At 62.1% G+C, this 12674-nt stretch carries 11 protein-coding genes; 3 read left to right on the top strand and 8 right to left on the bottom strand.

Annotated elements, in window-relative coordinates:
• Positions 1-54 precede the first annotated feature (54 nt).
• A complete protein-coding gene (locus tag AC515T_RS12560; protein WP_496532735.1) occupies positions 55-1149 on the bottom strand; it encodes an alkene reductase in 1095 nt (364 codons plus the stop codon).
• Positions 1150-1317: 168 nt separating this feature from the next.
• Here AC515T_RS12560 and AC515T_RS12565 point away from each other — a divergent pair, with 168 nt between their 5' ends.
• Positions 1318-1929, top strand: coding sequence for a TetR/AcrR family transcriptional regulator (locus AC515T_RS12565; RefSeq protein ID WP_496532736.1), 612 nt, complete (start codon positions 1318-1320; stop codon positions 1927-1929).
• Between the two features lie 15 nt (positions 1930-1944).
• Here AC515T_RS12565 and AC515T_RS12570 read toward each other — a convergent pair whose 3' ends face one another.
• The 6 genes from AC515T_RS12570 to AC515T_RS12595 all read right to left on the bottom strand — a co-directional run bounded on the left by AC515T_RS12570 (position 1945) and on the right by AC515T_RS12595 (position 8780).
• Positions 1945-2937, bottom strand: coding sequence for a LacI family DNA-binding transcriptional regulator (locus tag AC515T_RS12570; RefSeq protein ID WP_496532737.1), 993 nt, complete (start codon positions 2935-2937; stop codon positions 1945-1947).
• A gap of 75 nt (positions 2938-3012) precedes the next feature.
• On the bottom strand, positions 3013-4482 hold the full coding sequence (locus AC515T_RS12575) for a glycoside hydrolase family 32 protein (RefSeq protein ID WP_496532738.1): 1470 nt from the start codon (positions 4480-4482) through the stop codon (positions 3013-3015).
• A gap of 29 nt (positions 4483-4511) precedes the next feature.
• Complete coding sequence (locus AC515T_RS12580; RefSeq protein ID WP_496532739.1) at positions 4512-5651, bottom strand: ABC transporter ATP-binding protein; 1140 nt, start codon at positions 5649-5651, stop codon at positions 4512-4514.
• A gap of 31 nt (positions 5652-5682) precedes the next feature.
• Positions 5683-6525, bottom strand: coding sequence for a carbohydrate ABC transporter permease (locus tag AC515T_RS12585; protein WP_496532740.1), 843 nt, complete (start codon positions 6523-6525; stop codon positions 5683-5685).
• Complete coding sequence (locus AC515T_RS12590; protein ID WP_496532741.1) at positions 6522-7484, bottom strand: carbohydrate ABC transporter permease; 963 nt, start codon at positions 7482-7484, stop codon at positions 6522-6524. Before AC515T_RS12590 ends, AC515T_RS12585 begins: the two co-directional genes overlap by 4 nt.
• Positions 7485-7505: 21 nt before the next feature.
• The gene (locus tag AC515T_RS12595; protein WP_496532742.1) at positions 7506-8780 is read right to left on the bottom strand and encodes an ABC transporter substrate-binding protein; all 1275 of its coding nucleotides are present in this window, start codon (positions 8778-8780) and stop codon (positions 7506-7508) included.
• 169 nt (positions 8781-8949) lie between these two features.
• Between AC515T_RS12595 and AC515T_RS12600 the strand changes: the two genes are divergently transcribed.
• The gene (locus tag AC515T_RS12600; RefSeq protein ID WP_496532743.1) at positions 8950-10506 is read left to right on the top strand and encodes a carbohydrate porin; all 1557 of its coding nucleotides are present in this window, start codon (positions 8950-8952) and stop codon (positions 10504-10506) included.
• A gap of 228 nt (positions 10507-10734) precedes the next feature.
• Here AC515T_RS12600 and kdgR read toward each other — a convergent pair whose 3' ends face one another.
• Positions 10735-11517, bottom strand: coding sequence for a DNA-binding transcriptional regulator KdgR (gene kdgR / locus AC515T_RS12605; protein WP_496532744.1), 783 nt, complete (start codon positions 11515-11517; stop codon positions 10735-10737).
• A 153-nt stretch (positions 11518-11670) separates the two neighbouring features.
• Between kdgR and AC515T_RS12610 the strand changes: the two genes are divergently transcribed.
• Positions 11671-12672: a sugar kinase gene (locus AC515T_RS12610; protein WP_496532745.1), complete on the top strand. Its 1002-nt coding sequence runs from the start codon at positions 11671-11673 to the stop codon at positions 12670-12672.
• The last annotated feature ends 2 nt before the right edge of the window (positions 12673-12674 follow it).

Raw genomic sequence — 12674 nt, forward strand, 5'->3', positions numbered from 1 at the left:
AGGGAAATGTCAGTAACGCGCTGTTTTTCAGACGCGCAGTCGGGTCGGTCAGTGTTACCGCACGCTGGATTGCGCGAGCGTTGGGTAGTCGATGTAGCCCGCCGCACCGCCGCCATAGAGGGTGGCGGGATTGAACGCCGACAGCGGCGAGCCGGTTTTGAGCCGCTCCACCAGGTCCGGGTTGCCAATGAACGGCCGGCCAAAGGCGATCAGGTCAGCCTGGTCTTCGACGAGTCGCGAAGTGGCCAGGTCCAAGTCGTAGCCGTTGTTGGCGATGTAGGTGTTCTTGAAACGCTGGCGCAACGCGGCGAAGTCGAAGGGCGCAACGTCACGCGGCCCGCCCGTCGCGCCTTCGACCACGTGCAGGTAAACGATGTCCAGGGCGTTGAGCTGGTCAACCAGGTAGTCGAACTGGGCCTGTGGCGCGCTGCTGGACACGCCATTGGCCGGTGAGACAGGCGAGATGCGCAGGCCGGTGCGTTCGGCGCCGACTTCTTTCACGACGGCCGCGGTCACTTCCAGCAGCAGGCGGGCACGATTTTCAATCGAGCCACCGTAGGCATCGGTGCGCACGTTGGCGCCGTCCTTGAGGAACTGGTCGAGCAGATAGCCGTTCGCGCCGTGGATCTCTACGCCGTCAAATCCCGCCGCGATGGCGTTCGCCGCCGCCTGGCGAAAATCGTTGACGATGCCGGGCAACTCGCCGATGTCCAGTGCTCGCGGTTCGGAAACGTCCTGGAAACTGTTGTTGACGAACACCTTGGTCGCCGGGCGCAGGGCGGAGGGGGCCACTGGCGCGGCGCCGTTCGCTTGCAGGTCGACGTGGGAAACCCGACCGACATGCCACAGTTGCAGGAAAATCCGCCCGCCTTTGGCATGCACGGCATCGGTCACCTTGCGCCAGCCGTCGATCTGCGCCGGTGTATAGATCCCGGGGGTGTCTTGATAACCCTGGCCTTGCTGGGAAATCTGTGAGGCCTCGGAGATCAGCAGGCCGGCGGACGCTCGCTGGCTGTAGTAAGTGGCCGCGAACTCGCTCGGTACAAGACCTTGCCCCGCACGATTACGTGTCAGCGGTGCCAGGACCACTCGGTTGGAAAGGGTGAGATTACCCAACGTGTAGGGCGTGAACAGATGCTGGTCGGTCATGGCGTCTTGTTTCCGTAAGTTTGGATAAAAGGAACGCGTGAAGTCTTCAAAGTGAATGCGGCTTTTTATTATGATGATGATCGAAATCTAAGCTGTCAACGAATTTGATTATGCTCGACATCTATGTATGATGTGAGCATGATTTTGAGCAGCACCAAGGAGTGAGAAATGCGGGTAACCAAGGCCCAGGCCCAGGCAAATCGGGAGCACATCGTCGAGACGGCTTCGGTCTTGTTTCGCGAGCGCGGCTTTGACGGCGTGGGGGTGGCGGATCTGATGGCGGCCGCCGGGTTCACCCATGGCGGTTTCTACAAACATTTCGGCTCCAAGGCCGACCTGATGGCCGAGGCAGCGGCGAGCAGCCTTGCGCAATCGCTGACCGACAGCGCGGACATCGATGTGCCTGCGTTCGTCAATCTTTACGTGTCCAGGAATCACCGTGACGCCCCGGGCGGCGGTTGCACCCTGGCGGCACTGTGCGGGGACGCTGCCCGTCAATCGCCCGAGCTGAAGGCGACCTTTGCCAGCGGCATCGAAAACATGCTGGCGGCGCTCGAAAGCCGGTACGAGACCGGGCAAGACGTGGCGCAGGAAGAGGCGAAGGAAGAGGCGCAGGAAGAGGTCAGGGCGAAGATGCTCGACATGTTGGCCCATGCCGTCGGCGCGATCATGTTGTCGCGGGCCTGCCCGGACGATTCCGCGCTGGCCGATGAAATCCTCGAGATTTGCCGCGCCCGGATCATCACATCACTGCCGCCATCGCCCGCGCAGCAGCCTTGACGGATACCGGTTGCCTTATAGCGACGCCCTGACCACCAGCGGGCAATCCACCGGTTTCGCGCCCGTCAGTTCGAGGCTCTCGATCAGGTGCCGGGCGGCCTGGCGACCGATCTCGTAGTACGGCAGTTGGACCGTGGTCAGCGGCGGCATGAACAGTTCGGCGATGCCGATCATGTTGTCATAGCCCAGCACCGCGACATCATCAGGGATTTTCAAGCCACGGCCCAACAGCAGTTGATAGGCACAGAAGGCAATGCGGTCGTTGCCGCAGACCAGGATGTCGAATTGCGGACGGCCGTTGACGATATGCCGGTCGAGAATGGCGGCGGTCTCACCGTAGGCGTCGTGATCGGAAAGGTCGTATTGCAAAAGCGCTTCAGGCCCCAGCCCGAATGCCTGGCAGGCGCGTTGCAGACCTTGTTGGCGCAGGCGCCAGGCAACACTCTTCCTGGGCAAGTTGATACACAGCGGGCGCCGATAGCCTTGGCTCAAGGCGTGATGCACGGCGCGATACTGCCCGGCCTCATCATCCGGTACATAACTGACCAGTTGGCGGTCATCGGCCAGGCAATTGGCAAGTACCAGCGGCTTGCTCTTGAGTCGCTCGGGAATGCTCACCTGGCGCAACCCCATGGCGCTGAAAATCAAGCCGTCAGGGCGGTGCGACAGCATCAGGTCGATGTTCTGGTCGGTGGGCGGGTTGCTCAGCAGGTTGAGGATGAAGACGTTCCAGCCAGCCTGCTGCGCGGTCTGTTCGATGGACAGCAGCAGCTCGACGGCGAACGGCGTGGTCGCGGTGTCCAGTGCGAACACCCCGATGGTGCGCGCCTGCAGGTTGTCGCCGCGCATCCTGCGCGCCGACAGGCTCGGTACGAATTGCAGTTCATCGATGGCGCGACGTACCCGCTGAAGGGTTTCGGGACTCAGTTTTTCCGGCGTGTTGAGCGCGCGCGAAACCGTCATCAGGGATACGCCGGCCAGCTGTGCAACGTCTTTCACGGAAGTCATGCGAAGTGCGGCCAGTCAGGTTGACGCAGAATCATGACACAGCGCCCAGGCCTCCCGCGACTCGAATGACACGACTCACAGCCAACCCGAGGCCAGGGGCCAGGCGTTGGCAATGGCGACGCGTCCGCCAGTCCCGCTCGCCAGCAGCTTCACCCCGAGGCTGTCGGGCCGCGGATAGAGGCGACTGCTGAGGCTGAAGCGGCCGCTTTCTTCAAACACCTCGATGGATGACCGATCGAGAAACACCCGCAGGTGCAGTTGTGTTCGCGCCTGCTCGATCGACACGCTGCGCTGGCCGCTCACTTGCGCACCCGAGCGGCTGCGATCGAGCACCAGGCGCTGTAGTGAGGCGTCGTAGTACAGCAGGGTTTGTTCCTGCTCATCGGCACTGCAGCGCAAGGCAATGCCCAACTGACCTTCGGTGCAACCGAGCAGGTCCAACTGCACATGGATTTCCAGCCGGTCGCCACTCACTTGCGGCACCCAGCGGCTGCCGGGCTCGCCCCACGGCGCAATGCTCGGCAATGGCGCCTGACGCAGCGCAACCAGTTCCCGCGCCGGAAACACGCCAAGGCGATCGCCCTGCAGTTCCAGCTCCCGTGGCAAACCGAGCATGCCGCACCAGTGATGGGCCTGGCTCGGCATCGGGCTTTCCCACATGTCCAGCCAGGCCCACACCAGGCGCCGACCATCAGCGGCCACCAAGGTTTGCGCGGCATAGAAATCGTGACCGTTATCCAGCTCGATGAACGGCCCGCCGTTGAAGTGCCATTCGCTGTCGAGGTGGCCAATGCGATAACCGGTCTGGTACTTGTTGAGCCGTTCGTAACCCGCCGGTTGCATGCCCTGGGGGGAGTACAACAGTACGTCGCGCCCGTTGAGGCGAAACAGGTCCGGGCACTCCCACATGTAGCCGTCGCCGTCAGTGCCACTGGACACGTAGTCGAGAAACGCCCAGACGCGCAGGTCGGTGGAGCGGTACAGCGGCAGTAGCGGCGTGTCGCCCAGGCGTGCCCCGGCAATCAGGTACCAATAACCATCTTCCTGCCAGACCTTGGGGTCGCGAAAGTGCATGATCGCCGCTTGCGGCGCGTTCTCGATGACCGCGCCATGCTTGACGAACCGGACGCCGTCGACACTGGTGGCCAAGCACTGGACCTGGCGGATGAAGCGTTCGTCTCCCACCTCTCCCAGCCAGGTGTGGCCGGTGTAGATCAGCGCCAGGGTGTCGCCGCACACCACCGCGCTACCGGAAAAACAGCCGTCGCGGTCGAAATCATCGCCCGGCGCCAGGGCAATGGGCAGGTGCTGCCAATGCACCAGGTCGGCGCTCTTGGCGTGGCCCCAGTACATCGGCCCCCATTTGGCGTCGAAGGGGTGGTGTTGGTAGAACACGTGGTACTCGCCGCGAAAAAACACCACCCCGTTAGGGTCGTTCATCCAACCCGTGGGCGGGGCCAGATGATAGTCGGGTCGATAATCGTGGATCAGACGAGACAGGCCATCACTCAGGGCCTGCTGCGCACGTTCAAGAGAGGCGGGCATGGGATTGCTCTGGGTATTCAAAGACACAGTCATAGGGCGCCCGCATGTGCCGGTCGCAGGACGACGTCATCGGGCAGGCTGTCGATGGCGTGGCGCTTCAACGCCGTGCCGTGTGCGTCGAACAGGTGCAGATTATCGATATCCAGTTGCAGTTCGACCCGATCGCCCACCCGCCATGCGGCGTTGACCTCGCAACGACAGACCATGGGGTCGTCCTGGCCGGTATCGAGGTGCACATAGGTCTCACTCCCGAGGTATTCGACCCCGCTCACCACGAGGCCGGCCGTTCCCTGTGCCGGCTTGAGGGCGATATGTTCCGGACGAATCCCCAGGCTCAGTTGCGCATTCTCTGCCAGACCCGAGCTGTCGAAGGGTAGGGCCGTCATGCCCAACACCAGGCTTTCAACCTGGCTGGTTTCGCCTGGCGCATGCAGGAATGCAGCGATGAAATTCATCCTGGGCGACCCCAGGAAACCGGCGACAAAGCGGCTGGCCGGACGCTCATAGAGTTCCCGTGGCGAGCCGACCTGCTCGATGCGACCGCCATTGAGCACGACAATCTTGTCGGCCAGGGTCATCGCTTCGACCTGATCGTGGGTCACGTAGATCATGGTCGAGCCCAGTCGCCCATGCAGCCGGGCGATTTCGTTGCGCATCTGCACGCGCAGGGACGCGTCGAGGTTGGACAGTGGCTCATCGAACAACAGGATGTCCGGCTCCCGCGCCATGGCCCGGCCCATGGCCACGCGCTGGCGCTGGCCTCCCGACAGTTCCCGTGGCTTGCGTTGCAGCAGTTTGTCCAATTGCAGGATCTGCGCGGTTTTCAGCACCCGCTCGCGCAGGGTGGTTTTTTCGGTCTTGGCCAGCTTGAGGCCAAAGCTGATGTTGTCGTAGACGCTCATGTGCGGGTACAGCGCATAGGACTGGAACACCATGCCGACCCCACGCTCGCGCGGCTCCAGGTCGTTGACCCGGCGTCCGTCGATCAGCAGGTCGCCGCCACAGATCGAATCCAGCCCGGCGATCAGTCGCAGCAGGGTCGACTTTCCGCAGCCCGAAGGGCCGACGAAGACCACGAATTCGCCGGCCGAGATTTCCAGGCTGACGTCACGGAGAATGCGTGCGCCGCCCAATTGTTTGTTCACGTTGTCCAGCTTCAATTTGATCACGATGCTGTTCCTTTCTTGTCTGTGTTGGGCCTCAACCCTTTAACGCACCGGCAGTGAGGCCGGAAACGATGCGGCGCTGGAAGATCAGCACCAGAATCACCAATGGCACCGTGACCAGCACCGACGCCGCCATCAACAGGCCCCAAGGCAGCTCATGGGGGCTGCCACCGGAAATCAGCGCGATGGCGACCGGGACCGTGCGTTGCGAGTCGGTCAGGGTGAAGGTCAGGGCAAAGAGGAACTCGTTCCATGCGGCGATGAAGGCCAAGAGGCCAGTGGTGACCAGTGCCGGCCAGAGCAGCGGCAACAGCACCCGGGTCAGCGTGACCCAGGGTGAGGCACCGTCCATGATGGCGGCCTCTTCCAGCTCATGAGGCAACTGCCCCATGAAGGTGGTCAGCACCCAGACGGTGAAGGGCAGGGTGAAAATCGTGTAGCTCAGGATCAACGCCCAGGACGTGTTGTACAGGCCCAGGGCACGGATCACCTCGAACAACCCCGACAGCACCGCGACTTGGGGAAACATCGAGACGCCCAGGACCATCATCAGCACCGGGCCGCGCCCGCGAAACTTCACTCGGCCCAAGGCATAGGCGGCGGTCAGGCTGAGGAACAGCGCCAGCGTGACCACGCACAGCGCAACCACCAGCGAATTGCCGATGGCCCGCAGAAACGAGGCCTGGTTGAGCACGGTGGCATAGTTGGAGAAGTCCGGTTTATCGACCCAGTAGCTCACCTGGAACAAGGCGCTGGACGGCTTCAGCGACGTCACGATGGCGTAATAGAACGGGAAGACCGCATACACCAGCAAGATCCCGATCAGGCACCAGAACCCGAGGCGCAACAGGGCTTTTTTCAGCAGGCGCGAGCTCATGAGCGGACCTCCAGTTGACGGCGTCCGAGGTACAGATAAACCATGGCGATCACCGCGACGACCAGGAACAGCAAGGTCGAGGCGGCGCTGCCGTAACCGACGTCCTGGAATTCCACCAGGTGCTGGCGGGCATAGACCGACATGCTCATGGTGCTCGACGAGTTCGAGGTCAGCACGTAGATGACGTCGAACACCCGCAGGGAATCGAGGATCCGGAAGATCGCCGCCACCAGCAAGGCCGGCATCAGCAGCGGCAGGGTGACCCGCCAGAACACTCTCACCGGGTGGATGCCATCGACCCTGGCGGCTTCGTAGCAGTCGCTGGGCAACATCTGCAAGGCCGCCAGCATCAGCAGGGTGACGAAAGGCACGGTCTTCCAGACGTCGACGATGATCACCGCCCACATCGACAGGTCCGCGTCGGCGGTCCAGGCCAGGGGCGCATCGATCAGGCCGAGGCCGAGCATCAGGTGATTGATGATGCCGAACTGGTCGTTGAGCATCCATGACCAGATCTTCGCCGAGACGATGGTCGGGATCGCCCAGGGAATCAGGATCAACGCCCGCACCAGGGCGCGTCCGCTGAACTGGACGTTCAGCAACAACGCCACCAGCAGCCCCAGGACGATTTCCAGCCCCACCGACACCACGGTGAAATGCAAGGTGTTGCGCACCGCATTCCACCACTGTGGATCGACGAGCAGGCCTGACCAACCGGCACTGCTGTGAAACAGATAATTGCTCAAGCCGACAAAGGTCGCGTCGCCGGTGTCGGCCAGGCTGGCGTCGGTCAGGCTGAACCAGAAGGTGCGCAGCAGCGGCCAGGCCGCCACCAGCGCCAGGCACAGCAGCATCGGGGTCAGGAACAGCCAGGCGGCGCGAACACGACGGCGTTGTACCGGCGTTTCCCGGGTGAGCAGGTACTCGTCGTCGGGGACGAGTGTGGTGGAGACAGACATGGTGATTTCCTTCCGTGTGGCTTACCAGTTCCGGCGTTTGATCCGCGTGAGTTCGCTTTCCAGCTCGGCCAGGGCCTGATCCACCGGTCGCTCGCCCGCCAGCACGCCGTGCACTTGATCGAAGAAGGCATTGGAGACCCGTGGATAGCGGTCGGCGGTGATCGAGGCGGGGCGCATGACCCCATCATTGAGAATGCTGTGCAGTTGGCTGTAGTAAGGCATGGCCGCGAGCAGTTCGGGATCCTGGTAGAGCGACTCGATCACCGGGTTGTAGGCGCCAACCAGGGCGCGGTGTTTCTGCTGTTGGGCGCTGCTCAGGTAGCTCACCAGTTCCGCGGCGAGCTTGGGGTTGGCGCTGTAGCGCGACACCGCCAGGCCCCAGCCGCCGAGGGTCGACGCGTGGGTGCCCGTGGCGCCGCCGCGGGGCAGGGGCGCGACGCCGACCTTGTCTTTGACGGTGCTGTCCTGGCTTTGCACCAGGGCCCAGACATACGGCCAGTTGCGCATGAACAGCGCATTGCCCGACTGGAAGACGCCGCGTCCTTCTTCCTCGGTGTAATTGAGCACCCCACGCGGGGCGATATCACCGACCCAGCTTTTGGCCAGGGTCAATGCGGCCCTTGAGGCTTGGCTGTTGACGACGATATCGCCTTGGGCGCTGATCAGCCCGCCTTGCGGTTGGCTGCTGATCCACTCCAGGGCATTGCAGGTCAGGCCTTCGTAGGCGCGGCCTTGGAACACATAACCCCAGGCATTGGCATTCCCGGCATCGCGCTCGGCTTGCTGGACAGCCCTGGCGGTGGTGGTCATTTCTTCCCAGGTCTGGGGCACGGGCTTGTTGTATTTCTCGAGCAAGTCCTTGCGGTAGTACAACAGCCCCGAGTCGGTGAACCACGGCATGGTCACCAGGCGTCCGTTCACCGTGGCGTTATCCACCTGGGCCTGGAAGTAACCCTGGGTGGCGTCGGCAGGAAGCACCTCGCGCAAGTCCATCAAATGCTTGGCCAGCATGCCCGGCCACACCATGTCGATCTGGATGATGTCGATGTCGCTGGATTGGGCACTGAGGATCTGTTGGTAGAACGACAACCGCTCGGTCGCCGAGTTAGGCGTGGAAACCACTTCGACGCTGTTGCCGGTCTGCTTCGACCACGCCTCGACGGCCTCCTTGCACAGTTGCAATTCGGCACCCACGGCACCGCAGGAAATGGTCAGGTTGGCGGCCGTCGACAGGGCTGGAAACCCGACACAAAAGCCGAGAAGCGCCGCTGGAAGGAGCGATTTGAGCTGTTTCATAAAGCCCTCTTTATTTTTGTTTTTAGAAAAGTTAACGTTAACATCGCCAAATGTAGCAGTGTATTTGCGATGAGGCATCCTTTTTTTCCTCTGGTTTGACAATTCAGAAGCAGGGCGAAAAAGGCCGGTCGCGGCAACAGAACAATAAAAACAAAACAGGGAAATCCACATGCAGAAAGCATCAAGCTGGCTACTCGCAAGCGTGCTCGGCGTCTCGGCGACCACTTCTCAGGCCGCGACGCTGGAAGAGCGCATGGCAGCGTTCGAAGCCCGTGCCAGCGCAGCGGAAAAACGTGCCGCCGCCGCCGAACAACAAACCCAGGCACTCGCCAGGGAACTGCAGCAAATCAAACTCGCCACGTCCGCCCCGCAATCGACAGTGTCCGCCGTTGCGACGCCCACGGTCGATGCTCGTCTGGCAAAACTCGAAGCCCGCCAGCAAGGCACGGAAAAGCAGGGCAGTAGCGCGCACCTCACTGACGGCTTCAGCTTCAAGGGCTACGCCCGCTCCGGCTTGCTGATCAATGACGGGTTGGGTGGTGGGCGTGGCGGTCCGTACACCACCCCGGCCGGTTCCGTCGGGGGCGCCGTCGGACGACTCGGTAACGAGGACGACACCTACATGCGCATCGACCTGTCGAAAGAGCTGTACGCGCAGAACGGCACCCGCTCCAAATTCACGGTGTCCATCGCCGATGGCGTGGAGAGCTCCAACGACTGGACCGCCGAGGAAAGCAACCTGAACGTGCGCCAGGTGTTCACCGAGCTCGATCACCTCGCGGCATTCAAGGGCAACGCGATGTTCGAAAATTCCACCCTGTGGGCAGGCAAGCGCTTCGACAGGGACAATTTCGACATCCACTGGCTGGACTCTGACGTGGTCTACCTGGCCGGCACCGGCGGTGGCATCTACGACATGCAGATGACCAAGGATTGGCGCTCGAACTACTCATTGATCGGTCGCAACTACGGGGATTTCAGCGAAGGCGGCGTCAATGCCGATGTGGAAAGCTACATCCTGACGTCCAACCAGTTTTTCGACGGCGGGCAGTGGCAGTGGATGTTCAACGCCATAGGCTCGAAGAAAAACGATTTCGGCACGCGCACCAATGAAGCGGGACTGGCGCCGGCCGATTCCGGCTTGCACACCATGGTCGCCAATCACCAGAAAAACTTTTTCGGTCGCGAAGGCTTCTTCAAGACGGCGCTGCTCTATGGCCAGGGGTTGGGTGCCGAGGTCAAGAACATCGGCGCCGATGGCGAACTGATCGACGACGCCCGAGCCCTGCGCGTGGCGCTGTACGGCGAGACGCCTCTGGCGCCCAACTGGCGCATCGGCCCGAGCCTGCTGGCCGAGCAAAGCAAGGATCGCTACGTCAAGGGCGACGATTACCGTTGGATGACCCTGAACGTGCGGTTGGCCAACGAAATCAACAGCAATTTCGAGATGGCCTACGAGATGAGTTGGCAAACCATGCAGCTCGACCCCAAGGGCTACCTGCAACGCAATGCGGTCGACGGCAACTTCTGGAAGTTCACGGTCGCCCCGACCTTCAAGCCCGACTTGGGCGATCTGCTCACGCGCCCTGAGCTGCGTCTGTTCGCCAGTGTCATGAACTGGTCGTCGGACCTGGACAGGTACAGTTCCACGGACTCCTTCGGCAAGACCGACTTCAACGCCGGCGGCACTTGGCAGTACGGCATTCAGATGGAAACCTGGTTCTGATGCCAGCCAGTTGAAACCTGTGGGAGCGAGCAAGCTCGCTCCCACAGGTGATGCGGTTCACCTGGGAAAAACGATGGACCCTGTGGCGAGGGAGCTTGCTCCCGCTCGGCTGCGAAGCAGTCGAGAACCGGCGGGTGCGGTGTGCCTGATGCTCCGTATTCGGCAGGTTTTGGGGCCGCTGCGCAGCCCAGCGGGAGCAAGCTCCCTCGCCACGGTTGGCGACGGCTATTACCGCGCATGCCAACCCAACTGGCTTGAGATCTGTTGGGTGGCGTGCATCAACTGCTTGACGTAGTCCTGCTTCAACTCTTCCCTGAAGCGAAAGCACGGGAATGAAACGCTCATCCCGCCGATCACATGGCCGAAACGGTCGCGGATCGGTGCCGCGAGGCAACGCATGTTGTCTTCGAACTCTTCATGGTCCTCGGCATAACCTTGCTGGCGAACGGTTTCCAATTCCTGCAGATACGCCTCGGCGCTGGTCAGGGTATTGGCCGTGCGGCGCTCGAAGCTTTCCTGTTCCAGGTGGGCGAGCAATTCGTCTTCTTCAAGCCAGGCCATCAGCACCTTGCCGATGCCGGTGCAGTACAGCGGCGCCCGTCGACCGATCCGCGAGTACATGCGCAGGTTGTACTTGGAGTCGATCTTGTGCACGTAGACGATGCTGCCTTCGTCGAGGATCCCCAGGTGGACGGTCTCGCCGGTCAGCTCATTGATCCTGCGCATACCCGGCTCCGCTTCCCGGACGATGTCCAGGTGGGGCAGGGCCTGGGCGCCCAGTTCGAACAGCCGGACGCTGAGACGATAGCGGTCCTCGGCGTCCTGCACCACATACCCACGGGCCTTGAGCGACTGCAGGAAGCGATAGACCGTGGCCTTGGACATGTCCAGTTTGGTGGCGATTTCCGACACGCCGCTTTCTTCCGGATGCTCGGCCAGTGCCTCGAGCACGGCCATGGTCCGGCCCACCGCCGACACCAGATCGTTGTTGGGAATGACGCTGTTGTCCATGAAGGCTCCAACGTGAAAGTAAAACCCAAGGATATACGCAAGCAGAACAAAACGCTGTTTCATTTTTACTTGACGAGGCCGCGAATCTGACTAGACTCGGGCCTTGAGATAAAAATGAAACGCCGTTTTAAAAACAAGAAAGGCGCGTTGATTATGGATTTGACGCTTGACCATGGCCCGCAGACCCGATTCGCCCGCCCGCTGAAAGTGGCGTTGGTGGGGGAATGCATGATCGAGATGCGCGGTGAGCCGGGTGCCGCGATCACGCAGACGTTCGGTGGCGATACGCTCAATACCGCGGTCTACCTGGCCCGATTGAATCCCCGTGGCGCAGTGACCGTGGACTACATGACGGCCGTGGGCAGTGATGCGTTCAGCGTCGCCATGCGCCGGTCCTGGCTAGACGAGGGAGTCGGTGATACCCATGTCCGCGTGATCGAAGACGCGCTGCCGGGGCTGTATTTCATCCAGACCGATCCACACGGCGAGCGGCGTTTCCTCTACTGGCGCGGGGAAGCGGCGGCGCGGCGCATGTTCCAAGGCCCCGAGGCCGGCGCCATGCTCGATGCCCTGGCCGAATACGACTACGTCTACCTGAGCGGCATCAGCCTGGCGATCCTCGCGCCGGAAGGGCGCCAACGCTTGATCCAGGCCCTGCATCACGCTCGTCGAGCGGGCACGCGCATTGTCTTCGACAACAACTACCGCCCCCATCTTTGGCCCGATCCTGAAACCGCCCGGCAGGCCTACCGCGACCTGTTGCACCTGACCGACCTGGCCCTGGTCACCTGGGAAGATGACGCGACCCTGTTCGGCTATCACGACCCGGACGCCTTGTTCAGTACCTATGCCCAGGTGGGCGTGCGCGAAGTCGCCCTCAAGCGTGGCGCCGCCAGTTGCTTGATTCAGTGCCCGACCGGGCGTTTCGAAGTACCCGCGCAAACCGTTTCCCATGTCGTCGACACCACCGCTGCCGGTGATTCGTTCAGCGCCGCTTACCTGGCCTGTCGCCTGCGCGGCGGCGATCCGGAGCAGGCCGCTCGCTGGGGCCATCGCCTGGCGGCCCAGGTCGTCCAGTACCGGGGCGCGCTGATTCCCCAGGCGGCGATGCCGAACATGGGCTCGTTCTCCCTTCCTTCTGTTGCACAGGTCTGACT

The sequence above is a fragment of the Pseudomonas sp. FSO-7 genome (genome assembly GCF_059579345.1).

Coding starts and splice junctions, on each gene's coding strand:
- AC515T_RS12560 (WP_496532735.1), bottom strand. CDS start 1,149: ATGACCGACCAGCATCTGTTCACGCCCTACACGTTGGGTAATCTCACC.
- AC515T_RS12585 (WP_496532740.1), bottom strand. CDS start 6,525: ATGAGCTCGCGCCTGCTGAAAAAAGCCCTGTTGCGCCTCGGGTTCTGG.
- AC515T_RS12610 (WP_496532745.1), top strand. CDS start 11,671: ATGGATTTGACGCTTGACCATGGCCCGCAGACCCGATTCGCCCGCCCG.
- kdgR (WP_496532744.1), bottom strand. CDS start 11,517: ATGGACAACAGCGTCATTCCCAACAACGATCTGGTGTCGGCGGTGGGC.
- AC515T_RS12570 (WP_496532737.1), bottom strand. CDS start 2,937: ATGACTTCCGTGAAAGACGTTGCACAGCTGGCCGGCGTATCCCTGATG.
- AC515T_RS12590 (WP_496532741.1), bottom strand. CDS start 7,484: ATGTCTGTCTCCACCACACTCGTCCCCGACGACGAGTACCTGCTCACC.
- AC515T_RS12600 (WP_496532743.1), top strand. CDS start 8,950: ATGCAGAAAGCATCAAGCTGGCTACTCGCAAGCGTGCTCGGCGTCTCG.
- AC515T_RS12575 (WP_496532738.1), bottom strand. CDS start 4,482: ATGCCCGCCTCTCTTGAACGTGCGCAGCAGGCCCTGAGTGATGGCCTG.
- AC515T_RS12565 (WP_496532736.1), top strand. CDS start 1,318: ATGCGGGTAACCAAGGCCCAGGCCCAGGCAAATCGGGAGCACATCGTC.
- AC515T_RS12595 (WP_496532742.1), bottom strand. CDS start 8,780: ATGAAACAGCTCAAATCGCTCCTTCCAGCGGCGCTTCTCGGCTTTTGT.